The organism is Paenibacillus sp. J31R30, assembly GCF_059692115.1.
In genome coordinates this window covers 262161-286057 of record NZ_JCAUAV010000002.1, presented here as the reverse complement: position 1 = coordinate 286057, position 23897 = coordinate 262161, and the positions used below count along the sequence as shown (strand labels likewise).

Sequence of the window (23897 nt, the reverse complement as noted above, 5' to 3'; positions counted from 1 at the left end):
GAAGCCTAGGCACAAAGGGAAATATGTCCTCATATGATGGAGTAGTTTACTTTGCTTGTTGGCAATAAAATCTACCTTTAAACGACGGTCGATCATCCTTGAATGGCCTCGATAGGGATTTTCTCATGCTGGAAGGAGTGTTCACTATTGACCACCAGAACGAAAGTTGGCGTATCCATTCAAAGCACCAGCATCTATTTGGATGATCGGACCGTTGTTCTAAGTGAAGCCATTGCAAGAAAATGGAAAGTTCCGTCCAATCAAATGATTACCATGCGATTCGGATCATACCAGCAGGATGTCAAAGTGGTCACAGCTGCTGTACCGAATAGCCTCCGTGTCGACCCTGCACTTGCATCCAAGATTGGTCTACACCAAGGGGCACGGCTTAACATCAACTATAAGCCAAATTCGAATACAATGTCGATCGGACCTTTAATTGGCGTCATGATTAGCCGTGTTAATGCGAGTTCACCAAGCCGCCCTTTTGGTCCTATCACCACTTTTTGTAAAGAATTGACCGATGCTTGTAATCAAGTAGGGGCTAGTGTGTGTTTCTTCCCTCCACAAGAGATGCGAGCAAACCCACACACACTTTCTGCCTATTCGTATGCTAATGGTTCTTGGAGTAAAAAAACGTTCCCGATTCCCAATGTTATTTACAATCGACTCACCTCGCGCAAGTACGAGAATATGCCCAATGTTCAGCAGTTCATGAAGGACGTCAAATCCAGGTATGGCACGGAAATCTTTAATGAGAAATATTTGAACAAAACAGAAGTTTTCGAGGCTTTGCGTAAAGATAGCTCATTGCACACCTACTTGCCTGAGTCGCATCTTTTCAAAAACTTTCAAATGCTGAAGTCTATGGCTGCTCGCCATAGTGCTCTTTTCCTTAAACCGATTACTGGAAGTCTCGGCAATGGCATAATTCGTATTCGCAGAGAAGGTCTAGGTGAATCGTATACGGCTCACTCAACAAGCCTTGCCGGTGTACGCAGACAGACATTCCCTTCACTGCTAGCCGTCTTCCAATCCATTTCTGGGAAACTCAAGACACAGCGTTATCAAATCCAGCAAGGACTTGATCTCATTACTGCGGAGGGAAATCCAATTGACTTCCGAGCACTTGTTCAACGCGGTGAAAAAGGAGAATGGGAAATCACCTCCATTGTAGGTCGGATTGCAGGCAGCCAGCACTTTGTCTCTAACCTTGCACGCGGTGGAAGCTTATCAACGGTTCCTGAAGCTTTAGCCAAAGCCGGCTTCTCCACGCCAACACGTGCCTCCATTATACGGAAACTACGCAAGGCCTCTATGGACATAGCCAAAGGGATCGAAACCCAAATTCCCAGTCACTTCGGTGAACTAGGAATTGATCTTGCTGTTGATCGATCAGGCCGAGTTTGGCTTCTGGAGGTCAACTCCAAGCCATCTAAGGATGATAATACAGCACTTAACACCGACCCGAATAGTAAAAATAAAATTAGACCGTCCGTTAAAACGCTAGTCAAATACGCTCGTTTCTTAGCGAAGTATTGAGGTGAAACATGCGATTGCGAACACAGCGACCCTTGTTGGGGATCATGGTAACTGAACTAAACAGAGAACTCCCGTTTGCCAACACGCGCTTCTATCAGAATCTGACGACGCACGGAACTAACGAGGGGATTGATGTGTTTGTCTTCTCACCAAATCGCATCGACTGGAATCAGAAAATGGTAAGGGGCTACATGTACGATCGCTTACAGCAGGCATGGCTTACAAAGCTGTTCCCCCTTCCGACTCTCATCTATGATCGTTGTTTCTTCAGCAATAAACACAGTTATCTTACCTATCAATATCATGTACGCAAGCTGCGTGCGATGCCCTCTATTCGGTTTCTTGGCTACGGCCTTGGCGGAAAGTGGGAAGTGGGGCAGATCTTACAGAAGGATCCTGACTTACATCCTTTCTTACCAGAAACCATCAGACTCCGAAGCGGACAACAGCTCGAAATCTGGTTGCAGCGTAAGGCAGATGCTTTCTTAAAGCCACAGGGGGGCAGTCAAGGCAGAGGGGCGTTGCACATTCATAAAGAAGGACACTTATACCACGTACAGGGACGAGATGGACGTAATCTCCCTATCTCAGAAGAGTTTGAGGAGTGGCATTCTTGTTGGCAATGGCTGAAAAGCTTGTTAGGCTCGCGGCCCTATCTCCTGCAAGAATATTTACAGCTTCACTCGATGAATGGGATGGCCTATGATGTCCGATCCTTAGTGCAGAAAAATGGTCACGGAAACTGGGAACATACGGGTATGGCTGTTCGCGTTGGCAAACCTGGAAGTATCACCTCCAATCTGCATGGCGGCGGCTCCGCCGAAGATGTGAGTGATTTTCTAATCAGAGAATTCGGTGAAATGAAGTCTCATCAGCTGATTAACACAATTGCCAGGCTCTCACAGCACATTCCGTCTGTACTGGAGTCTTATCACGGTCGACTTGCAGAGCTTGGTATTGATTTGGGGATCGATACCAGTGGACGTGTGTGGATCCTTGAAGTGAATTCGAAGCCGGGTAGAACGATTTTTGCCCGTTTGCATAATGAGCGAGCACGTAACAAATCAATTGCTAATCCGATCCACTATGCTGGATTTTTGTTAAACAAACAGCTGAGCTGAGCTAGCTAAGCTTTGTTTGAACGTGCTCATTGGGGGCAGAGAGCTATATCTGCCTGTTTTGACACGGAAAGCCCCGTAGGGCAACAAGTTTAGGAGGGTAACCTAATGAGTTTGACATCGTGTATGCTCCACGCCGTACAACGAACAGATAGATCGGTCTACTTAACGAGTGATCTCGCCAAAGCTTTACGGTTAACCGGAATCAAATCCATTACTGTAAAGGTTGGGAGTAAAGGTACTTCGTTACCGGTCCGTTTGATCAAAAAAAGTGGTCAGCATATGTACATCCCGCTTTCCTTAATGGCCTCCTTGCGTATACCTCGCACTGGGAATGTGTTAGTTTCAAACACCAACAATAGAGAGCTTCGTATCGGTCCACTTATCGGCGTTTTAACGAATGTGGAGAGCGGTACTTCGCCCTTCGGCTCCAAAACGGGCTTCATTCGCCAAGTCATAAATACAGGTTCACATCGTTCGTTCAGCTTCGCTTTCAGTCCCAAGAGTGTGAACTGGATTCAAGAGACGGTATCTGGTCTGATTCCGAAAGAAGGCGGAGGTTGGATGCGTAAAACATTCCCGCTTCCGGACGTTATCTACAACCGGCTTTCCAGCCGCAAAGCGGAGAAATCCGCAGGTATGGAGGGATTTAAAAATCGCTTCGTACAAAGAGGTATTCCGATCTTTAACTGGAGCTTCTTTGATAAATGGGATGTGTACAAAATGTTAGACGGCGACGATGCCTTCCGTTTCGTACCTGAATCCAGAATTAATCCCACTGCCGAGCAAATTAAAGAAATGCTCGATAAACATAAATTTATTTATTTGAAGCCTACAGCGGGCAGCCTTGGCATCGGCATTTATCGGGTAACTTATAATCCGAAGCGCGGTTATTTCGTTCGCTATCGTAAAGCGAATAAGAATGTTTTGATTCGTTATGCCAAATTCGAGGGCTTGATGCAAATGCTGGGTACAGGACGGGGACGCTTAGCTAGCTATGTCGCCCAACAAGGCATTCGACTCATCGAAATTGATAATTGTCCCATTGATTTCCGCTTCCACTTGACGAAAAACGGCAATAATCAATGGGTTGTAGCTGCGATTGGTGCTAAGAAATCCGGCAAAGGCAGCGTGACAACACATATCCGAAACGGTGGTCAGTTAATGACACCTGAGCAGGTTCTACGTTTAGTCTATGGCGGTCGCGCAGAGCAAATTCTAGATAACGCTAAAGAAACAGCGATTAAGCTTGCACAGGGGATCGAAAATAATTATGACCATTTGCTCGGTGAGTTAGGCTTCGATATCGGGATCGATCAGAATGAAAAAGTGTGGATGTTTGAAGCCAATGCGAAGCCAGGCCGATCGATCTTCAAGCATCCTTCGCTGAAAGATGGGGATGCAGCCACTATTCAAAGTGTTTATGAGCACTGTCTTTATTTGAGCCGCTTCCGCTCAAGGAGGGAAAACTAATGGGTTTTACCCTTCATGAGAAAGCACCTAGACCTACGCTGGCCATCCTCACGGTAAAAGACAGCTCCCGCGTATTTCGTGGGAACTTAGACAATTTTTTGGATTTGATCAAAACAGGTGAGCGTTTTGGCCTCGACGTCTATGTCGTGACTGCGAAAGACTTCAGTATATCGAACTCCGAGATGTACGGTTATCGCTTTCATGCGGGCGCTAATAAATGGAGCAGGGAACTCGTTCCCTCTCCTCAAGTTGTTTATAATCGAATACCCTACCGAAAAATGGAAATGAGACCTGAGGTTCAGCAAACCATTCAGGCCTGTAAACGCAGCACTAGCATTCATTTGTTCAACCCTTCCTTTTTTAATAAATGGACATTATTCAGTTGGTTAAATAGTGCCAAGGAAAGCAAGCCCTATATGCCAGACACACTTCAAATGAACGAGGTATCCGATCTCTCACAATTACTACAGAAACACGCTGTGCTTTACTTGAAACCAGTAAAAGGCAAAGCCGGGATGGGGATCATGCGAATTGATCGCGTGACCAACAAGAATAATCAATCGCAATATCGTCTAAGCCGTCTAGAAGATAAGAAAATGGTCTATAGCTTTCATAATTCTTCGGACGACATCTGGGATGAATGGGATCAGAAGCGCGGTGGCCAGGATTATATCGTCCAACAGGGGATTACCCTTACAAGATTCAAAGAACGTGCCTATGATCTGCGCGCATTAGTTCAGAAAACAGCGAAGGGCGAATGGAGCGTTTCTGGAATTGGAGCTCGTGTAGCTGGCAAAGCAAGTATCACAACGCACGTTCCACGCGGCGGATCGATCGACGAACCGCGGAAGCTGTTGACTTTTGCTTTCGGAGCTAAAGAAGCCAAAAACATTCTAAAACGAGTACGAACTGCGGTGATTACACTCGCTACTCAAATTGAGAAGTCCTCTGGCAATCCACTTGGAGAAATGTCCATGGATATTGGCGTTGACACGGCAGGACACATCTGGTTTTTTGAAGCTAATTCGAAGCCAATGAAATTCGATGAACCCCGAATTCGTCGGAAATCGCTTGAACGGATTATTCAGTACAGTCTGCATTTGATCAATAATCGGAGAAGAAGGTGATTATGCTTGGCTCAAGAACGACTAGGCGTACTCGCTATCTATTTAAACAACTCACGACTTGAAGAGCTTGCCTACTTCAAGAGGCTAAGCAAGGAAGGCCAGAAGCTAGGCGTTCAAGTCGAAGTGTTTACTCCGGCGGATGTACAGGGAAACGCAGTGCGAACACTCACATTTGATTCTAGCCGAGGAAGATGGCTTCGGAAGATCACGTCATTACCTCCTATTATCTATGATCGCTGCCGCTATAAAGCCGCGGCGAATTATCATATGCTTCAAGCCTTCCGCAACCGCCATGCCAAGCTGATTTATTTAAGTAAGCCGCTCGCCAATAAATGGGCGATGCATCAAACACTTTCACAAAGCAGCGCCATTCGTCCTTATTTACCAGCGACAGTGCGATACAGCACCATACATGAGTTGATGAGGTTTCTGAAGAAGTATAAGCTTATCTATGTCAAACCGAAGAATGGCACCGGAGGAAGAGGCATCATGCGAATTGAACAGCTTTCCTCCGATCTATATTTATTGCAAGGAAGAAATCAATACCGATCGATCATCGCGCCCTTCAGAGCCAATGAAAGACAGCTTGCGATTAAGCTGCATACGTTGAATCTGAGCCCTGATTATGTCGTGCAGCAAGGGATCCATCTGACACTGAATGATGGCCGTGTGCATGACTATCGTTTACTTATTCAGAAAAACGGTCAAGGGATGTGGGAAGTGACCGGATGTGCCGGAAGAATTGGCCCTCATCGCAGCATTACCTCCAATCTTCACGGAGGCGGCACTGCGGTCACGCAAGATCGATTATTAGGCTATCGCTTCTCTTCCCATGAGAAAATAGAATCTATCAAAGATGAGATGAACGATTTTGCTTACAAGCTTGCTGACTACCTAGAGGTCAAATTCGGCAAGCTTTGTGAGCTAGGTATGGATATCGCTGTCGATCCCAAAGGCAATGTATGGCTTCTCGAAGTCAATCCGAAGCCTTCACGCGAGGTTTTTCGCAGAATTGGTCAACACGCGACCTACCAGAAGGCTGTTACAAGACCATTGGAATACGCCCTTTGGATGCTGGGGCAAAGAAATCAAAACTCCGATAATTAATCCCGATAAACACCAGATGACACACCCCTGAGACCAACCCTCAAAAAATAATAAAAAACCTAAGACAACGAGATGACACGGAAATCTCGCGGCCTTAGGTTTTTCTTCATTTCTTTTTAGATCCCGTTACATATGCCCTAAATGCCCCATCGTCTGCACAAATAGTTGCTCAATATGCTCATCATCAAGGGAATAATATACAGTCTTTCCTACTTTGCGTCTTTTGACAATATGCAGGTCTCTCAAATACCGCAGCTGATGTGAAACGGCAGATTGCTCCATCCCAATCCGCGTCCCAAGATCATGAACACAGAGCTCCTTACTCAATAAAAAGTAGATGATTTTAACACGCGTTGGATCTCCTAGTGCTTTGAAGATCTCGGCAATGCCAATTGCCTGCCCATCTGTTAGTTCACTCTCAAGCTCCGCTTGGGACCGCTCCATATGCTCGCAGCTGCAATCGTCGGTCACCGTGCTTGCCTCCAGCAATCCTTTATCCATACGAAATCCCCCTAGCTTCATCACTTATTTTATACAGGAAGAACGCTATGATTGTTCGTTGATTTTTCAATTTGTATCGTTGCATGCGTAATGCCAAATTGCTTCTCAATAACCGTAATCCCTTGTTGAAGAATTTCCTGACTGTCACGATCATCCTGGATAAGCAAGTGACAACTCAAAGCTTCTATCCCAGAAGTAATCGTCCATACATGCAAATCATGGACATCAACGACACCATCAATCTCTTCTAAAACTTGTTTAATGTTTCCAATGGAAATGGAAGTTGGTGTCCCCTCCATCAAGATGTGCAGCGTTGATTTCAAGACGCTCCAGGCGCCTTTTAAAATAAGTAGAGAAACAATGATGCTGATGATAGGATCTGCCACATACCACCCGAAGAGCAGCATAAGCGCACCGGCTACTATCGCACCTACTGAGCCTAAGGCATCACCTAAAATATGCAGATACGCGCTGCGCATATTCAAATTGCCATGCACATCTCCTTTGCGCATGAGCGACCAAGCACTTAACAAATTAGCAAGCAGACCTATGCTTGCAATCACCATCATGGATCCACTAGCAACGACAGTAGGATGCAAGAAGCGTTCAATGGCTTCCCAAATAATGAGTCCCGCAATAACAAATAACGTCACGGCATTAAAGAGTGCGGCTAAAATTTCAAATCGGTGAAAGCCGAAGGATAAGCGCAACGAGGTCGGCTTCGCTGCAAACCATAACGCAAGCAGACTTAGAGCCAATGCGCCAGCATCACTTAGCATATGACCCGAATCAGAGAGCAGCGCTAAACTATTCGTCCATAGACCGCCTGCAAATTCGAGCAGCATGATACCTGCCGTTATACCCAGCGCAATGAGTAACCCTTGTTTATTCCCCGTGTGCCCATGGTGGTGGCCATGCCCGTGATGGTGGTGACCATGATGATGATCATGGTTATGGCTGTGGCTATGACTGTGGTTATGACTGTGGTTATGACTGTGGCCATCGTGGTCATGATGATCATGACTTTTGTTCTCATCTCCATGGTCATGTCCATTTGCGTGTTGTTTACCAGAATCGTGCTGATGCATGGCATTCCCTCCCTAGCTGCTCACTGCTTGAGCCATAAATGATGATATTGTAAAATGATATTTAATATATGAATGATTGCTCATATGTTTATAATAAAGAAGCAGACTTGCCAGTGTCAATAGGCTTCACCGAAAATGAGAAAAACTTGTACTCTCTTATGTGGAAAAAGCCGCTAGCGCACATTTTTTGTGCGCTAGCGTGCGACAGCCGGCGAGACTGCTTTCCTTGCGCTCATTTTTTGTGCGCTAGCGTGCGGCAGCCGGCGAGAACTCTTTCCTTGCGCACATTTGTTGTGCGCTAGCGTGCGGCAGCCGGCGAGACTGCTTTCCTTGCGCACATTTTTTGTGCGCTAACGTGCGGCAGCCGGCGAGACTGCTTTCCTTGCGCACATTTTTTGTGCGCTAGGGTGCGACGGCCGGCGAGACTGCTTTCCTTGCGCACATTTTTTGTGCGCTAGCGTGCGGCAGCTGGCGAAACTGCTTTCCTTGCGCACATTTTTTGTGCGCTAGCGTGCGACAGCCGGCGAGACTGCTTTCCTTGCGCACATTTTTTGTGCGCTAGCGTGCGGCGGCCGGCGAGACTGCTTTCCTTGCGCACATTTTTTGTGCGCTAGCGTGCGGCAGCCGGCGAGACTGCTTTCCTTGCGCACATTTTTTGTGCGCTAGACACACAATAGGCGCAGAGCCTGCTCTTTGAATTTTATAATTTCTAATAAATGAAAAAAGACCGATTCAACAACTCACGCGAAGGTGAGCTCGAATCGGTCTTTATCATGCGGGATTTACTGTTTAAGTCCCCGTTCCTACCTTATTCGCCCCTGCTTCAATCACGTCAGGATCCAACGTAATTGTTGCACTGAATACGGTCGTGGATATCGAAAAATCCCCCGTTATTCCCCCGCCCGCACCTGTATAAGTTTTGGAGGCACTCGTCGGGGCAATGACAGCCGTATCTCCGTTAATCAGGTTTCCTTCATTCCTTATGATGTTAAATATCCCTACAAAAGAAGGCATTCTGATCAGCACCTTTATCTCTCAATGTGCTATAGTGTATGCCCACCAATGCTGCTTTGCGACTGATTACACAGATTAGGTAATATGATCAAGCAATTCGGCAAATCGACCAAGACGCATATGTGCGCCATCAAGCTCGCCGGCTTCTCGGAAGCCAGCATAATCGCAAGCTGCAACGGTCAGGTTATTACGCAAACCTGCTTCTACATCCGATGAACGATCTCCAACCATCCAAGCCGACCCAATCCCGTGGGTTTCGAGCAGTATTTTGACTAAATCTACTTTAGATCTTGTTTGATACTCACCCGCACTGTATAACCCCTCAAATAGATGCGCAAGTCCCATCGCTGCAACTACTTCTTTCACATATGTCTCTAATCCATTGCTCGCAACAAATAATCGGACGCCTTGGGCGTGCAAGGTCTGCAAGGTTTCAGCCACACCTTCATATAACTCTCCGCGGCCCTCCAGAAGCCCTTGGACCTGGTATTTGATCAATAGCTTGTCGGCTTCTTGATGTGTAGCAATCGGTGCTTCTGGCATAACACGCATCCAAATATGTTCGAGCAGCATACCCAAAGCCCCTAGGATTCGTTCTTCTGGTGGAGTTTCCCCCTGGAAGAAGCCTCTGGCACGAAGCTCGTCGAATGTCGCATGGTAAGCTGGCAACAGTAAGGTTTCGGTTTGAAATAAGGTCCCATCCAAGTCAAAAAGCATCGCTTCCGGCAGTTGTCCCCGAGTCGTCATCTTCTTACTCCTTTATATGTATAAAATAGTTGTAATGATCTTAGTTAAGAATGGCAAACATACCCATGTAAGTCAATGTACAATCATGGAAAAATGGTTATTGCCGATCTCAAAAATTTCAGTTATGATTGAAATGAGAATAATTTGATCGAAAAATGAAACATTCATGCAAAATATTTTAACTACTTCTAAATAGTCTTACAAAAAAATCTTCTCCCCCTACAACTTACATTCATGAAAGCGAGGAATACGATAATGAATCTTCATATTTTCCAAAACCAACAAGAATTGAACGAAGCCGGTGCTGGTATTATCACTTCCCTGGTTCAAATGCAGCCGAGAGCTGTTCTCGGCTTAGCCACTGGCGGTACTCCCGTCGGTATTTATGAAGAGCTTGTCAAAGCTTATGAGAAAGGCCGTGTTAGTTTCAAACAGGTTACGACCTTTAATTTGGACGAGTATGTCGGATTGCCAGAGGACCACTCTGAAAGTTATCACGCTTATATGAAGCACCATTTATTTGCCCATATCGATCTTCCCGCTGAATCCGCACATATCCCCAATGGCAATGCGACTGATTTGGAAGCGGAGTGTGAGCGATTCAATCAACTTTTAGATGATGCTAAGCAAATTGATCTGCAAATACTAGGCCTTGGCCATAACGGTCATATCGGCTTTAATGAGCCTGACGATTCCTTGATCAGCGGTACTCACCGTGTGGAATTAAAAGAAGAAACACGCGAAGCGAACGCGCGTTATTTTGATTCGATCAATGATGTGCCTACGCACGCTTTGACGATGGGGGTTGGCACCATTCTGAAAGCCAAAACCATCCTATTAATTGTACGCGGCACAGATAAAGCCGAAATCGTACATCGTGCGCTTACTGGACCGATTACAACCGAAGTTCCAGCGACACTGCTTCAGACGCACCCTCACCTAGTTGTTCTTCTGGATGCTGAGGCTGGGAGGTTGTTCGAATGAGCGAGCTTCTCATCTTAGGTGCCAAGGTTGTTACGGAACAAGGTATAATTGAAAATGGGTTGGTTCATGTAATTGATGGCAATTTAGCCTACGTAGGTGAAGCCTCTGGCTTGCATGCGGACACTGCTAGTCCAAGTGCCGTACGTATAGACGCAGCCGGCAAATGGCTGCTTCCTGGCTTCATCGACGTTCACGTGCATGGCGGCTATGGCGCCGATTTCATGGAGGCGAATCCAGAGACATTGGATACGATCACACGTTATCATGCCTCGCATGGCACAACTGGCATGCTGGCAACAACGATGACGGCTACGCATGAAGCGATAGAGCGTGTGCTTATTGAAGTGCACAGCTATATGAAGCAGGGGATGCCTTATGCGCAACTGCTTGGCGTGCACTTGGAAGGTCCTTTCATCTCGCCCAAATGGGCGGGCGCTCAAGATCCAAAGCTCATGGTCACGCCGCAGCTGCCATGGCTCCAAGATTGGCATGAGCGGTTCCCACAGCTCATGAAGCAGTTGACGTTGGCCCCCGAGCGCGAGGGGGGCCACGAGATGATCGCTTGGCTGCGCGATCATGGCATCGTTGCCGCATGCGGCCACACGGACGCCTCTTACGCCGACATTCAGTCGGCTGTGGCAGTGGGGCTCTCGCATGCGGTGCACACCTTCAACGCGATGAAGCCGCTGCATCATCGCGAGCCCGGTACCGTCGGTGCGGTACTCACCGACGCACGCATCAGCGGCGAGGTGATCGCCGATGGGATTCACGTTCATCCAGCAGCGATCAAGCTGCTGACGATGGTGAAGCAGCCGCATGGCTTGCTGCTGATCACGGACGCCATGTCCGCCGCCGGGCTCGGCGACGGGCAGTACGACCTTGGCGGCCAAGCCGTAACCGTGCAGTCGGGCGTGGCCCGGCTGACGGAGGGCGGCGCGCTCGCCGGCAGCACGCTGACGATGATCGATGCGCTCCGGTTTATGGTGCGCGAGGTCGGTGTCAGCGTCGCAGACGCGAGCCGCTATGCGAGCGGCAATCCGGCGAGGCTGCTTGGCCTCGAAGCGACGCACGGCTCGATTGCCGCGGGCAAGCAAGCCGATTTGCTGCTGATCAGCTCGGAGCTTGAGCTGGAGCAGGTTTGGGTTCGCGGCGAAGCGATGGAAGCATAATCATATTGGGTCTCGCTATATATATGTCCAAAAGCCAGCTCATCCGAGCTGGCTTTTATTGTTTAAAATAAGGAAACAAAAACAGCGCCATAATTGGCGCTGTTTTGTCTGCAATACCGGCTATGTTCGGTAAAGCGCTGCATGATTCAAATCCAGCCTACTACTGCTTACTGCTTGAACATTTAAATATCTTTACCAGCGTCGCTCAGTTGCGCGATCGTTTCGCCAGACAGCACAATTTCAACATCCGGTGTTTCAATCTGCAAATTAATTTTTCCAGATGCAAGCTCTGACACTGCTGTGGTTGGTATGTTCACATACTGTTCATCTGCCGGGTCTTCCGGCAAATCTGATATCACTATTTTGGCAAAGTTGCTTTTGCGTTCCTTCGCATCTGCTGCAATTTCCTGTTGTATAACGCAACTTGTATTAGATGATCTCGAACAAGACAAAAAACGCCTATCTGTCCCCATCCGCAGTGGGATGAGTTCTTGATAGGCGTTATATATGTTCATAAATCTGATCCAAGCAATAGACCTTAAAAAATCTTCTTCGCCACCCGATCATCCTTCAAAATTTCTACAGCTTCCCTGAAGCGCAGCGAATGCACAATCTCCCTTTCCCTGAGAAATTTCAAGCTATCCTGTAAATCCACATCATCCGTTAGGTCGATTAACCATTGGTAAGTCGCTCTCGCCTTCTCCTCGGCCGCTATATCCTCATAAAGGTCGGCGATTGGGTCACCCTTAGCTTGTATGTAGGCTGCCGTCCAGGGGACGCCTCCGGCGCTCTGGTAGAACAGCCCGCGATCGTGAGCAACATAGTGATCATCCAATCCTGCAGCCTTAAGTTGCTCAAGCGTGGCATCTTTCGTCAGCTTATACACCATCGTAGCAATCATCTCAAGATGAGCAAATTCCTCCGTACCGATATCCGTCAGCAAGCCCACGACCTTATCCGGAATGGAGTATCGTTGGTTCAAATATCGCAGCGCCGCAGCAAGCTCCCCATCTGCCCCACCATATTGTTCAAGAAGCAGTTTGGCCATCCGAGGATCACATTTGCTAACTTTAACTGGGTATTGCAGCTTTTTTTCATAAATCCACATGGGCTATCCTCCTTCTTAAACTTGCCACGGCCAAGGTGTTTCTACCCACTGCCATGGCGCTTTCGTGAAGCTATGTCCGAAAGGCATCAAAGGGCCGAATTCCAGTTCAAACTGCTGAACCATGTGCATACGCTTATGAGCAAATTGATTATATTGTTGAATCACACTCAGATCGTCGGGATGTGTATCCAAATAGAGCGTCAACTCCACCAATACAAAATCCACGGCTTGCAGATCACGAAGCTGCTTGTAATAGGCTTCGGGTAGCACATGCTCGCTCATGTGGATTGGCCTCCTTCATCAGCTCTTGGCTCCTGCACAGGCATCGGGTAAGGCCCGTAAAGCGCTGGCCAGAGTGTCCCTATTCTCAAAGCTTCATACGGGCTAAACTGTGGCAGTCCTGGCGGTTGGAAATGAATATATAACTGCGGCGGCGTATTATACCATTTCACTCGGATCGGTGGACAAGGGTCGCACGGTCCGATATACGGGTACCACTTTTTAAATTGTGAGTTCATATGTCTCCTCCTTTTCAGAGCCTATATGACTCGTTATATGCGGCATAACTTGACCAAAATCACCGATTTCCCATCTTTTTCGAGGAGACGCTCTTTTTTCTAATTGTAAAAGGCTCTTGTTGAGCAGCTTAAGCTAGTTTCCCCGCTCATATCCCCAGCACAGCCTACCCTCCTGTCTCCATCTGATAAAAACAAAAAAAATCCCTCTCCAATTGCACCCACGCAATTCAAAGAGGGATCTCGGTATTTCTCAATCTAATTTAATATTAAAATTCAACACGCCTGCTTTGCGAAGCGCTTGATATATAATGACGACCAAGGGACCGAGGAACAAGCCGGCAAAGCCTAGCCACTCAAAACCGATGTACAACGAAATGAGCGCGGCGAGTGGATTGATTCCGACAGCATCGCTAAGCACTTTGGGCTCTATAATCCGGCGGAGGATGATAAGTACCAGGAAGAGGACAAATAAGCCGATCCCCATACCCGTATATCCCAGCAGCAACTGATAAATAATCCATGGAATGAAAATAATGCCGGTCCCAATCACAGGGAGGAATTCCATCACCATCACCAGCAGCGAAATCGCGAGCGGATACTCTGCTCGAAGTAAGAGCAGTCCAATGAAGGTGAACAAATACGTAAATATCGCCATGATCAGCTGCGCGCGAATGAAGCCAAAGATAGCCTCACGCAAATAAATGAGCATATGCTCCATTTTCTCTCTCGTTTTCGTCTCAAATATAGACAGAAACGCAGCCTTCATACTGGCCATGTTGTACAAGCACAAATACAGGGCGATCACGTATACGATCAACAAAATGAATAAATTAGGGATTTTACCTGCCATATTGAGGAAAAACCCGGACACTCCGCTCAGGATACTTGTTAAAGCGCCTGTTAGCGTTTCTGTACTGCGTTCCAGCCAGGACTGCACCTGGGCTGCCATTTCTGGCGATAAAGACTCATAGAATACTTGGGTTCGCACGACGGCTTGATCCACGTATTTATTGACATCCTCCATATAGTCAGGTGCTTTACGCCCGAGATCGATCAGCTCCGTTACGACATTCATCCCAATGAAATAGATGACGGCGCCCATCAGAAGAGTAAAGGCTGTGCTAATGATAGTTGCGGCGATAAAGTGTCTCATTTTCGCGGCACGCATCAAGAGAGACGTCAATGGGTCTAAGAAAATAGCTGTCACCAATGCTAGGAGAAATGGCAGTCCTATAGTGAACGACACGTATAACAGCACTAATCCTAACACCATGAGTATGGCTGTTTTAGGTGACATAGGGACTCCTCCGATTATTCATTTCCCGGTTTGACACTATCGATATTCGTTATATGTATACGAACAATACGCAACCGATCAACCTCTGTTACTTCAAACACGTGGTTGGCGTAAGGTACTTTTTTACCTTTGACAGGAGCGCCCTCCACTTTCTTGAACAGCCACCCGCCAATTGAATCTACATCATCATCCTCAATTTGGAGGTCCAGCATATCATTCAGATCTTCCAGCAGAACACGACCATCGACAGAGGTGTATTTGTCCTTGACTTCCACACCTGGCCGCTCGTTCACATCAAATTCATCATGCAATTCCCCCACGATTTCCTCGATGATATCCTCTAATGCCAAGAGGCCAGCAGTCCCGCCGTACTCATCAACAACGATAGCGAGTTGGGAATGCTTTTTTTGCATGAGCTTGAGCACACGGCTAACTTCCATCGACTCCGGCACATTTAAGATGGGACGAATAAAGGTCTTGAGCTCCTGCTCGACGTCCGGATCTGCTGTCAGTAAATCCGCAATATGTACAAAACCGACAATGTTATCTTTGTGCTGATCAGCAACAGGATAACGTGTATGTTTGGTTTCGTGTACGAATCGTAAATTATCGATAAAACTTACTTCCAGAAACAGACAATCCATATCTGTCCGCGGCAGCATCACTTCCCGCGCGATGAGATCGGAGAATTCAAATATATTATCAAAAAGCGTCATCTCATCTTCATTGATATGGCCGCTTTTGACACTTTCATCCATCAGGATTCGTATTTCTTCCTCTGTATGTGCGGCCTCATGCTCACTCGCAGGCTCGACACCAATCATCGCGAGAAATTTATTCGCTGCCCCGTTTAGTACCCAAATAATCGGACTAAAGATTTTATAGAAAAACAATAAGGGCGCAGATAGCCACAAGGATGTCAATTCTGGCTTTTGAATCGCAAAGGATTTAGGAGCCAGTTCACCAAGCACGATGTGCATGAATGTAATAAAACCGAAAGCAATAATGAATGACAAAGTCGTTGTATACACGGATTCCCCTAAGCCAAATACATGAAAGAGGGGTTCCATAATCAGATCATGAATCGCTGGTTCTCCAACCCAACCAAGTCCCAATGAGGCAAGTGTTATTCCAAGCTGTGTAGCAGATAGATACCTATCAAGCTGAGACGTCACCTTGCTCACATATTTGGCTTTAGCACTGCCTTCATTAACGAGCTGTTGAATCCGAGATACTCGAACCTTAACAAGCGCGAACTCCGCTGCAACGAAAAATCCATTCAGCAAGACGAGCACGATAACGAGGAAAAGATTGAGAACGATTGAACCGAAATCAAACGACGTATGTAGCAAATGTATTTCTCCTTCGGAAAAGTGATTAGATAATAGCTTTACGGCTTTTGAAATCCACATTGCGATAGTACGAGTCAGCAACAAGCAGGTTGGGACCGCAGCAGGATGCGGCACTACAGAAGCAGTTCACGCGCTGGTTCAGCGGATTATTCTCCCAACGTGCAAAGATGGCATCAAGCCCATCATCGTGTATATTTCCAAGCGGAGGCTCATTAGCAAAATCGGTGACGAAAACTTCGCCTGTGAACGTACTAACGTTCAAGCGGTTTCGTCCATCGGGGTCGTTACGAACCGTTACATTCTGTTCCTCGCGTAGACGCTTAACTAACCTGCGATCCTCCTCCAACTCATTACATGCGAAGAAAGGCAGTGTTCCGAACAGCATCCACATGTCTGGATTTCGCTCATCTAACAAGCGATGGATACTCGCGCGCAATTCATCCAGCGAGACCATCGGAAGATGTGAAGCGAAGGAGCTCGCATACATGGGATGTACCTCGTGACGCTTGCACCCCATTTCATTAATTAGCTGATGAATCTCTGGCAATTTCAAATGGGTCCGCGTGTTAATCATCGACTCCGCAGAAACGTACAAACCGCCTTTGCTGAGTGCGATCGTATTACTCACCATTCTCTCATACATCCCTGCAGCCGCCCCTTGCCCCACAGGACGCTGGGCATTCACAAACCCGACTTGATGGAAATCATCTGCATTCAAATAATTGAATGAGATATGCATGACATCGAGATAAGGCGCTAGCAGCTCATACCGCTCCAAATCCAAGGTTAAATTGGAGTTGATTTGTGTGCGAATCCCCCGCTCCCGCGCATACTTGAGGATCGGAAGCATGTAGTCCTTCACGATCTTGATGTGGTAAGAAGGCTCCCCGCCTGTTAGACTGATCGTTTCCAAGTGCTCGATCTCATCCAGCTTTTGCAAAATGACCGGCAACGGGATACGCGGCCCCTCTGTCATCGTTAGTGAATCTCCAACCGCACAATGCTCACAACGCATGTTACACAGATTGGTGATGGTAAGCTCTATACTGGTTAATACATGTTTCCCGTATTTCCGATACGACCGAATGGGATCCCATGGATCATAATGGGGAGTTAGCTCCGGTAATATGGACTGTGTTATGTTCCTATTCATGCTGTTTACACCTGACCTATCATTTCCTATTCAAGAACATGTTACTACCTTTTATGCCTATACCTATGCCCTTTATTGTAACTTATGATTCACAAAAAAGGAAACAGGGGCAGGAATTGCAGATGTCGCTAACGCTTATCCGCTTTCGCTTGGTGCTTAACGCGAAGCCACTTCGGTGCCCACCAATTTGCATTACCAAGCAGCTTCATCAGGGCAGGCACGAGCATGACGCGTACGATCGTGGCATCGATCAAGACAGCAAGTCCGAGACCTAGTCCCAACGCCTTCATAATTTCGATATCCGTGAAAATAAACGAGCCCACAACGACAACAAGAATGAAAGCTGCGCTTGTAATCAAGCTTCCTGTTTTTTTCAAACCTTCAGCCGTACTCTGATCGTTATCTCCGCTGGCCTCATATTCTTCCATGATGCGCGAAATGAGGAAAACTTCGTAATCCATCGATATGCCAAAAACGACACAGAAGATGATCACAGGCAGCGTTGCACTTACATAGCCAATCGACGTAATGTGCAGCATGTCCGCCATATACCCGTATTGGAAAACTAAAACAACAATGCCTAAACTAGCCCCTAGACTAAGCATATTCATTAGTACAGCTTTAAGTGGAAGCAAGACTGATCGGAAGGCGATCAGCAGAACAAGATAAGTAATGCCCATCACGAAAATTAATACGGCAGGAATCTCCTTTTGAATTCGGTCAATGATGTCCAATCGGTAGGCAGGTCCGCCTGTGACGGCAGTCTCTAATCCCTCTTTATCCAGCTTGCGAAGCTCTCGAACTAATATATCTGTTGCTGGATCATCGGTATCTTTCTCAGGTACAACGACCAACAAAGCAGTATGGTTTTTCGCTAATTGTGTGTTTTCCAGCTGCTTTTTAGCATCTGAACTGGCAAATAGACCGGCTAGCTCGGCATCCGAATGCGAACCTAAGACACTTAGATAGCTCTGCACTTCTTTGACACCAGCGACAGCTTTAACGCGATCAGCATAAGCATGGATTTCACCAATGGAAGCTGAAGACCACACTTCATCTTTAGTATGTATCACGATTTGAATCGGACCTGTCATGCGAGGGTCATAGGCCGTCTTCATCAGTTCTGCTCCAAAACGGGATTCATAGCTCGGAGGAAGCACCTCTGCGTTCGGCACACCTAATTTCATATGACCGATGGGCGTCATGCTATAAATCAGCACACCACCAACTAGAACAACCAAAACAACTGGACGTTTCATCACCGTATAAGCAATTTTTTCCCAGAACAAGGAAGTTTCTTGCTTGCGGAATCGTTTAGGAATGACCTGCAAGGAGTTAATACGATGTCCTAGAACACCTAGCAGGGCTAGCAGCACTGTATTGGCCACAATCACGGAAATGGAAACAACGACAACGCCACCGAGACATAAAGAGCGGAAGAAGGTCAAATCTACAAAAAGCATACCCAATAAACCAATCAGTACAGCGATTCCTGAAAAGAATATTGATTTCCCGGCTGTTTGACTCGTCATGGCTACGGCGTCGGCGACATTGCCCTGAACTTTGAGCTCCTCACGAAAACGACTGACCAGGAAGAGCGCATAATCGATCCCGACAGCAAGCCCCAGCATCGTCACCATATTCGGTAAAAAATTCGATAACGATTGATGCTGTGCGATAAAATAGGTAACCCCGAGTGTAAGGGTCACACTCATGATACCCACGATCATGGGCAGGAGCGCACCAACGAATGTCCCAAAAACAATCAGAAGCACAATGAGGGCAATTGGTAAACCAATCGCCTCCGATTTGGCAATATCATGTTTGCTCGCTACTTGCATGTCATACAGAACGGCCGGTCCCCCAGTTACATAGACATCCATTCCTGCGGGCGGATGCACAAGCGATTTGAACTCCGGATACTTCTCAAGCGCCGGATCCGTATCCAACGTGAGTGACACCGTCACAGCTTGAACATCCTGATGTCCTTCAATTCGAGAGCTAGATACGAACTTCACACCCTCTACATAAGGAAGCTCTTTCAGTTTAGTAAGAGAGTCCATAATGGCATCTTGCTGGGCTTTCTCCGTTACATGAAGACCGTTAATCCCCTGATAAACGAGATTTAGTTGTGTTCGCGGTACGCCAAGCTCATCCCTCATTTGAATCAATCCCAGATCGGATTCACTCCCTTTCGGTGTAAACCCATTGTCCTTGAGCATGCCTGGCGTTTTCTGCGCGAAAACAGCAAAGATGAGCATTAAGATGATGCCGATCGTTAGGACAAGCCAGCGAAACTTATACATGGCATGGCCCCATCTCCAAAACTTCCCTTGTTCCGTTGATTCCCGCATCGTTCTTCCCCCTTGATCTACAAAAAGAACCTGGTTTCCCAGGTTCTTCATCCAATAAGTACTATAGCTGTTCTAAAAAATGGTTGGTATGGTTGAATCAAATTCCGATTCGTTCACCTTAATTTCTCCAATTTCGGAAATTAAAATCGATAGCTTGACCGAAAGATCGATTTCATAAGGTTCTTTAAGCACGGTGCCTGCTTCATCCTGAAGCACGCGAATCGTCGGTCTGTGCGGAACAGCCATATTCAACTTGGATACAATTCCGTATTCTCCTGTATTCAGGCGAACCGTAATACCTAATGGGTAAATGGCAATTTTGTCTCGGAACAGTGCAATCTGACTTTGATCATACATCGTGCCTGAACCAGCAAATAATTGCTCCATCGCTTCATGCGGCAATAACGGTCTTCGATATACCCTTGTTGTCGTCATAGCGTCATAAGAATCGACAAGTCCAATCCATCTGGCGAACTCATTGATTTCACTCCCTTGAATCCCTCGTGGATAGCCGCTGCCATTAATCCGTTCATGATGCTGTAAAGCACAATGTGCAGAAAGCAATGGGATATTCGGCTCATCCTTCAATAGATTGAAACCATAGGTCGTATGATTCTTCATCTCCTTGAACTCATCAGGCGTTAGCTGGGATGGCTTGCGCAAAATCCCTAACGGAATTTTGGTTTTCCCAATATCGTGCAATAAGGCACCCAATCCAAGTGTTTCCAGCTTTTCCCGGCTGTATCCATAGCTGATGCCAAGCATGATTGCATATATACTTACATTCACAGAGTGCTGGAATAAGTAGTTATCCTTCACATTCATATTATTTAGCATGACCATAGCACCTTCATGCGCACTGAGATCATCAATAATCATCTTCATGACATCGCGAAAATTACGCCCAATATCATAATAATTAACGGCTCCGCGTTTATTCGAATCCTCCATTACTTTCTTGAAGGTATTGCGAATCTCCGAAACCGCCCTGCTTCTTGTTTCATCTTGAATCACATCTTCTTGAATAATGTCATTCGTTCTAGCGTCTTCTATATAGATATAATCGATCCCATACGTGAACAAGCGATCGAGGAGTCTCTGTGTAAGCTCAACATTAATAGCCAGAAGGACCATACCATCATCGTTGTATATATTCTTGGCCAGCCTCATTCCAGGTTGACACATGTTGATCGGCATTAACAGCATTTCAGGACCCCCGCCTAGGTGAGCATTACTTTCTATTTAAATGTAATAGATTTTATTCAAAACTTCAATATAAAAAACCGCGTCTTTCGACGCGATTCGCTAGTATTACGTAATATTTTACTTTAAAAACATATATAGCGCAAAAATAATCGCAATTGCAAAACGATAATAGGCGAAGTAAGTTAGCTTCATCTTTTGTACAAATTTAATGAAGGATACGACAGCAAGTAAAGCAACAACGAAAGCGACTAGAAACCCTACAATAAAAAAGGCCAAATCGTCCGAGGAAAGGGCGTCATAATTTTTCAAAAAGTAAACGCCGGAAGCTCCGAACATGATAGGAATCGCCATAATGAACGTAAAGTCAGCTGAAGCTGCACGGCTTACACCAGACAGCATACCACCCGCAATTGTTGAGCCTGATCGAGAGAAACCTGGCCAGATCGAAATGAGCTGCCATAACCCGATGGCAAAGGCTTGTCGATACGTCAAATCATCTAGGACCATCGTCTTTGGCTGTTCCTTCTTCTGCTCAGCAATGATCAACAGAATACCGCCTAACACAAGTCCAACTAACACCGTTGTTGTGTTGAATAGCTTCTCATCCACAATATCATTAAATAAGACGCCGATCACACCAGCAGGCACGATACCAATTAGAATGTGTATTAAATTCAGCTTTTTCCCTGTTTTGCTTTCACTTTTCCGTTTCACAAGTCCAAATAACGAGAGGATTCGCTTCCAATAGATGATGACGACTGCCATAATGGCACCCAACTGAATCACGAAATCAAAGGTTTTCATGACTTCATCATTTTGTGTGTTTAATAAGCTTTGCGCCAAAATCATATGTCCTGTCGATGATACGGGTAAAAACTCAGTTAAGCCTTCAACGATCCCAATGATGATCGCTTCAAAAATTGTATGCATAATTGCCCCCTATGACCTATCCAATATGATGAATCTTCTTCCAATTTCCTATTCTACCTGTTTGTGACTGGGTCTGACAACATCTGTGAATCTAAGATTGTGGCTGCTTGCGATCGCAGCCTCATCCTGCAGTTGATCCGCCAGTACATCACGGATAAATTCTGGCAGCATATAAACGATCTGCTTGCCGCGGCCCAGCGATAAATACCCGGAGCCGAACGTAAACATATCGATCGTACCTACGAGATAAGAGCGTTCTGGATCTAGCAGCTCCTCGCCCACATGCACAGCGAGGATGCGCTCGTAAGGAGGGCGCGAGGCATCCACTTGGACGGTTATTCCGTCCACACAGAGTACGCCGAGCACCTCCCCGCGGAAGCCGTAGCCGCGTATCGGCTTCTCCATGAATTCGTCAAGCAGCGACTCTTCGAGCGCTTGACGAATATCCGCGCCGCTGAGCAGCATGCGGCAGGGATTGATCGGGCCGGGGCAGATTTCCAGCAGCCGGCCCCGGGTCAAGCCCCCCTCCTTCAGTCCCTGAAGGAGCTGCCCGCTGTTGACCAGCCCGATCTCCGCGCTGGTCCAGCGGCGAATACCCGCGGCAAGCAAGTTGCCGAGCGGGGATTCGCCGTACCAATCCAGGCGCAGCGGCTGCCGCAGCTGCGCGACCTCCACCGCCAGCGAAGCTGCGCTGGCGATGCGGTAGTGCTCCAGCAGCGTGGTAACGCTGCTGTCTTCTTCGCTCGCGTCCGTCATCGGGACGACGCGGCCGTTCATCTCCACGATCCGGCGCTGCGCCGGGTCGTAGGCAAGTTCGATGTGGCCGGCATACTGTCCGAACTTGCCGGCCGCGCAAATATAAGTGCCGCCGAGCAGAAGCGGCTCTTCGAGCAAATGATGGGTATGTCCACCCAGAATCAGATCGATGCCCTCCAGCTCCTCAGCCATCCGCTGATCCATTCTCAGGCCTAGATGGGACATAACGATTAAAATATCCACCTTGGGGCGCAGAAGGCTCACATGGGCGCTCACAGCCTTCATAGGATCGCTTACATGCCAACCAAGCAGCTCATAATAATCCTGATAAGCCGCTGTAACACCAATTAGACCTATACGAAGTCCCGACTTTTCAATTGTCAGCGACGGCAGCATCCAATCCGGCGTCTCTTTGGTAGCGATTTCGGTAATATTGCTGCCGATAATCGGGAATTGCGCGTGTTCCAGCACAACCTCTCTCAGCCAATCCGGCGTGAAGGTTAAGCCTTCATTATTTCCCAGAACCATCGCATCGTAGCCAGTTGCATTCATAATTTCTAAATTCGCGATGGCATTCGTTCCCTCCGTCTCTGGAAACATCCGATCCATGTGGTCGCCAATATCGAGTGTCAATACCTGTTGTGGCGGCCAGAGGCGGCGAACACGATCAAAATAGGCGCTTATTTTGGGCATCTGTTCAAAATGACTGTGAATATCGTTCGTATGTAATATGACTAGCCGTTGCAAGTGGGCCGACATCCCGTTCACCTCTCTTCATACTCAACAAGTTCCTAGCATGTCTCTATGTTATGCAAGTATCCTTCTGCTCATTTCTTGAATTTCAATTCATCGAGGGACACTTTGTTTTTAAACCCATAAGTCGCTTCTTCCCCCAACGCTGGTTCGTTTAGGAACCATACCTTTACAATACTTTTAACATTGAGACATTCGCTGCTTCCATCTGGTACGTATAGACGAATGGGATACCCTTTCTGGAGCGGTTGTCCCTCTTGGGCATATAGAAATAAGGCTTGATCAACCTGTGACCACGGAATCACCGCTTGGAACTCATCTACGGCTTCCACCTTCACGTGGCTTGGCTCCTCACTGTTCATCGTTTGCGACTGGCTTCTCCAGCTGTGGTACCAACCCTTGAGATCAAAGGCATCGCCCTCTACGGCCGGTACGCGCTCTTGAATGTTCAAAGTTTGTCCCGCCAAGGCGACCATTTCATTTACCGTAAAGGTTTCCATCTTCCTATGTATGTCAGACACTTCTATGACTAAATTAGTTTGCATACTAACATCTCCTTCCAACTCCAAAGGCATTTACTTCCAAACGATCACTCCATTA

The 23897-nt window shown here is 47.0% G+C and carries 23 protein-coding genes; 7 read left to right on the top strand and 16 right to left on the bottom strand.

The window, feature by feature from the left end:
• Positions 1 to 147 precede the first annotated feature (147 nt).
• The 5 genes from AC58QO_RS07250 (at position 148) to AC58QO_RS07230 (ending at position 6367) form a co-directional block, all read left to right on the top strand.
• A complete protein-coding gene (locus tag AC58QO_RS07250) occupies positions 148 to 1542 on the top strand; it encodes a YheC/YheD family endospore coat-associated protein (RefSeq protein WP_497264627.1) in 1395 nt (464 codons plus the stop codon).
• 8 nt (positions 1543 to 1550) lie between these two features.
• The gene (locus AC58QO_RS07245; protein ID WP_497264626.1) at positions 1551 to 2663 is read left to right on the top strand and encodes a YheC/YheD family endospore coat-associated protein; all 1113 of its coding nucleotides are present in this window, start codon (positions 1551 to 1553) and stop codon (positions 2661 to 2663) included.
• Between the two features lie 105 nt (positions 2664 to 2768).
• The gene (locus tag AC58QO_RS07240; protein ID WP_497264625.1) at positions 2769 to 4133 is read left to right on the top strand and encodes a YheC/YheD family endospore coat-associated protein; all 1365 of its coding nucleotides are present in this window, start codon (positions 2769 to 2771) and stop codon (positions 4131 to 4133) included.
• Positions 4133 to 5260 (top strand): YheC/YheD family endospore coat-associated protein, encoded by a 1128-nt coding sequence (locus tag AC58QO_RS07235; RefSeq protein ID WP_497264624.1) that lies wholly within the window; start codon positions 4133 to 4135, stop codon positions 5258 to 5260. Before AC58QO_RS07240 ends, AC58QO_RS07235 begins: the two co-directional genes overlap by 1 nt.
• Positions 5261 to 5266: 6 nt before the next feature.
• On the top strand, positions 5267 to 6367 hold the full coding sequence (locus AC58QO_RS07230; protein WP_497264623.1) for a YheC/YheD family endospore coat-associated protein: 1101 nt from the start codon (positions 5267 to 5269) through the stop codon (positions 6365 to 6367).
• 126 nt (positions 6368 to 6493) lie between these two features.
• On the opposite strand, the gene AC58QO_RS07225 is transcribed toward AC58QO_RS07230, so the two are convergent.
• The 4 genes from AC58QO_RS07225 to AC58QO_RS07210 all read right to left on the bottom strand — a co-directional run bounded on the left by AC58QO_RS07225 (position 6494) and on the right by AC58QO_RS07210 (position 9717).
• Positions 6494 to 6868, bottom strand: coding sequence for an ArsR/SmtB family transcription factor (locus tag AC58QO_RS07225; protein ID WP_497264622.1), 375 nt, complete (start codon positions 6866 to 6868; stop codon positions 6494 to 6496).
• Between the two features lie 29 nt (positions 6869 to 6897).
• A complete protein-coding gene (locus tag AC58QO_RS07220; protein ID WP_497264621.1) occupies positions 6898 to 7956 on the bottom strand; it encodes a cation diffusion facilitator family transporter in 1059 nt (352 codons plus the stop codon).
• A gap of 789 nt (positions 7957 to 8745) precedes the next feature.
• Positions 8746 to 8970, bottom strand: coding sequence for a spore germination protein (locus AC58QO_RS07215; RefSeq protein ID WP_497264620.1), 225 nt, complete (start codon positions 8968 to 8970; stop codon positions 8746 to 8748).
• A gap of 75 nt (positions 8971 to 9045) precedes the next feature.
• Complete coding sequence (locus tag AC58QO_RS07210) at positions 9046 to 9717, bottom strand: HAD family hydrolase (protein ID WP_497264618.1); 672 nt, start codon at positions 9715 to 9717, stop codon at positions 9046 to 9048.
• A gap of 255 nt (positions 9718 to 9972) precedes the next feature.
• Between AC58QO_RS07210 and nagB the strand changes: the two genes are divergently transcribed.
• Together nagB and nagA are read left to right on the top strand one after the other, a co-directional pair.
• Positions 9973 to 10701, top strand: coding sequence for a glucosamine-6-phosphate deaminase (gene nagB / locus AC58QO_RS07205; protein WP_497264617.1), 729 nt, complete (start codon positions 9973 to 9975; stop codon positions 10699 to 10701).
• Complete coding sequence (nagA, locus tag AC58QO_RS07200; RefSeq protein WP_497264616.1) at positions 10698 to 11870, top strand: N-acetylglucosamine-6-phosphate deacetylase; 1173 nt, start codon at positions 10698 to 10700, stop codon at positions 11868 to 11870. Before nagB ends, nagA begins: the two co-directional genes overlap by 4 nt.
• Before the next feature lie 182 nt (positions 11871 to 12052).
• Here the strand turns inward: nagA and AC58QO_RS07195 are convergent, their stop codons facing one another.
• The 12 genes from AC58QO_RS07195 to AC58QO_RS07140 all read right to left on the bottom strand — a co-directional run bounded on the left by AC58QO_RS07195 (position 12053) and on the right by AC58QO_RS07140 (position 23842).
• Positions 12053 to 12385: a hypothetical protein gene (locus AC58QO_RS07195; protein WP_497264615.1), complete on the bottom strand. Its 333-nt coding sequence runs from the start codon at positions 12383 to 12385 to the stop codon at positions 12053 to 12055.
• A 23-nt stretch (positions 12386 to 12408) separates the two neighbouring features.
• A complete protein-coding gene (locus tag AC58QO_RS07190; RefSeq protein ID WP_497264614.1) occupies positions 12409 to 12978 on the bottom strand; it encodes a manganese catalase family protein in 570 nt (189 codons plus the stop codon).
• Between the two features lie 15 nt (positions 12979 to 12993).
• On the bottom strand, positions 12994 to 13260 hold the full coding sequence (locus AC58QO_RS07185; protein ID WP_497264613.1) for a spore coat protein CotJB: 267 nt from the start codon (positions 13258 to 13260) through the stop codon (positions 12994 to 12996).
• Positions 13257 to 13496, bottom strand: a complete 240-nt coding sequence (locus AC58QO_RS07180; RefSeq protein ID WP_497264612.1) for a spore coat associated protein CotJA — start codon at positions 13494 to 13496, stop codon at positions 13257 to 13259. Before AC58QO_RS07180 ends, AC58QO_RS07185 begins: the two co-directional genes overlap by 4 nt.
• Positions 13497 to 13746: 250 nt before the next feature.
• Positions 13747 to 14793: a sporulation integral membrane protein YtvI gene (gene ytvI, locus AC58QO_RS07175; protein ID WP_497264611.1), complete on the bottom strand. Its 1047-nt coding sequence runs from the start codon at positions 14791 to 14793 to the stop codon at positions 13747 to 13749.
• Positions 14794 to 14807: 14 nt separating this feature from the next.
• Positions 14808 to 16145, bottom strand: a complete 1338-nt coding sequence (locus AC58QO_RS07170; protein ID WP_497264610.1) for a hemolysin family protein — start codon at positions 16143 to 16145, stop codon at positions 14808 to 14810.
• 25 nt (positions 16146 to 16170) lie between these two features.
• Positions 16171 to 17298, bottom strand: coding sequence for a radical SAM/CxCxxxxC motif protein YfkAB (yfkAB, locus tag AC58QO_RS07165; RefSeq protein ID WP_497264608.1), 1128 nt, complete (start codon positions 17296 to 17298; stop codon positions 16171 to 16173).
• Between the two features lie 128 nt (positions 17299 to 17426).
• The gene (locus tag AC58QO_RS07160) at positions 17427 to 19652 is read right to left on the bottom strand and encodes an MMPL family transporter (protein WP_497264607.1); all 2226 of its coding nucleotides are present in this window, start codon (positions 19650 to 19652) and stop codon (positions 17427 to 17429) included.
• Between the two features lie 72 nt (positions 19653 to 19724).
• On the bottom strand, positions 19725 to 20858 hold the full coding sequence (locus AC58QO_RS07155) for an HD-GYP domain-containing protein (RefSeq protein ID WP_497264606.1): 1134 nt from the start codon (positions 20856 to 20858) through the stop codon (positions 19725 to 19727).
• 117 nt (positions 20859 to 20975) lie between these two features.
• Positions 20976 to 21788 (bottom strand): undecaprenyl-diphosphate phosphatase, encoded by an 813-nt coding sequence (locus tag AC58QO_RS07150; protein ID WP_497264605.1) that lies wholly within the window; start codon positions 21786 to 21788, stop codon positions 20976 to 20978.
• Between the two features lie 48 nt (positions 21789 to 21836).
• Positions 21837 to 23303 carry a bifunctional metallophosphatase/5'-nucleotidase gene (locus AC58QO_RS07145; RefSeq protein WP_497264604.1) on the bottom strand — a complete coding sequence of 489 codons (1467 nt, stop codon included), beginning with the start codon at positions 23301 to 23303 and terminating at the stop codon, positions 21837 to 21839.
• Between the two features lie 68 nt (positions 23304 to 23371).
• Positions 23372 to 23842, bottom strand: coding sequence for a molybdopterin-dependent oxidoreductase (locus tag AC58QO_RS07140; protein ID WP_497264603.1), 471 nt, complete (start codon positions 23840 to 23842; stop codon positions 23372 to 23374).
• Positions 23843 to 23897: the final 55 nt, after the last annotated feature.

Excerpts from the sequence above, each read along its gene's own strand:
- yfkAB (WP_497264608.1), bottom strand. The coding sequence starts at position 17,298 with ATGAATAGGAACATAACACAGTCCATATTACCGGAGCTAACTCCCCAT.
- AC58QO_RS07235 (WP_497264624.1), top strand. The coding sequence starts at position 4,133 with ATGGGTTTTACCCTTCATGAGAAAGCACCTAGACCTACGCTGGCCATC.
- AC58QO_RS07185 (WP_497264613.1), bottom strand. The coding sequence starts at position 13,260 with ATGAGCGAGCATGTGCTACCCGAAGCCTATTACAAGCAGCTTCGTGAT.
- AC58QO_RS07140 (WP_497264603.1), bottom strand. The coding sequence starts at position 23,842 with ATGCAAACTAATTTAGTCATAGAAGTGTCTGACATACATAGGAAGATG.
- AC58QO_RS07220 (WP_497264621.1), bottom strand. The coding sequence starts at position 7,956 with ATGCATCAGCACGATTCTGGTAAACAACACGCAAATGGACATGACCAT.
- AC58QO_RS07150 (WP_497264605.1), bottom strand. The coding sequence starts at position 21,788 with ATGCATACAATTTTTGAAGCGATCATCATTGGGATCGTTGAAGGCTTA.
- AC58QO_RS07215 (WP_497264620.1), bottom strand. The coding sequence starts at position 8,970 with ATGCCTTCTTTTGTAGGGATATTTAACATCATAAGGAATGAAGGAAAC.
- AC58QO_RS07190 (WP_497264614.1), bottom strand. The coding sequence starts at position 12,978 with ATGTGGATTTATGAAAAAAAGCTGCAATACCCAGTTAAAGTTAGCAAA.
- AC58QO_RS07160 (WP_497264607.1), bottom strand. The coding sequence starts at position 19,652 with ATGCGGGAATCAACGGAACAAGGGAAGTTTTGGAGATGGGGCCATGCC.
- AC58QO_RS07240 (WP_497264625.1), top strand. The coding sequence starts at position 2,769 with ATGAGTTTGACATCGTGTATGCTCCACGCCGTACAACGAACAGATAGA.
- AC58QO_RS07180 (WP_497264612.1), bottom strand. The coding sequence starts at position 13,496 with ATGAACTCACAATTTAAAAAGTGGTACCCGTATATCGGACCGTGCGAC.
- AC58QO_RS07225 (WP_497264622.1), bottom strand. The coding sequence starts at position 6,868 with ATGGATAAAGGATTGCTGGAGGCAAGCACGGTGACCGACGATTGCAGC.
- AC58QO_RS07210 (WP_497264618.1), bottom strand. The coding sequence starts at position 9,717 with ATGACGACTCGGGGACAACTGCCGGAAGCGATGCTTTTTGACTTGGAT.
- AC58QO_RS07145 (WP_497264604.1), bottom strand. The coding sequence starts at position 23,303 with ATGTCGGCCCACTTGCAACGGCTAGTCATATTACATACGAACGATATT.
- AC58QO_RS07195 (WP_497264615.1), bottom strand. The coding sequence starts at position 12,385 with ATGAACATATATAACGCCTATCAAGAACTCATCCCACTGCGGATGGGG.
- ytvI (WP_497264611.1), bottom strand. The coding sequence starts at position 14,793 with ATGTCACCTAAAACAGCCATACTCATGGTGTTAGGATTAGTGCTGTTA.
- nagA (WP_497264616.1), top strand. The coding sequence starts at position 10,698 with ATGAGCGAGCTTCTCATCTTAGGTGCCAAGGTTGTTACGGAACAAGGT.
- AC58QO_RS07155 (WP_497264606.1), bottom strand. The coding sequence starts at position 20,858 with ATGCTGTTAATGCCGATCAACATGTGTCAACCTGGAATGAGGCTGGCC.
- AC58QO_RS07245 (WP_497264626.1), top strand. The coding sequence starts at position 1,551 with ATGCGATTGCGAACACAGCGACCCTTGTTGGGGATCATGGTAACTGAA.
- nagB (WP_497264617.1), top strand. The coding sequence starts at position 9,973 with ATGAATCTTCATATTTTCCAAAACCAACAAGAATTGAACGAAGCCGGT.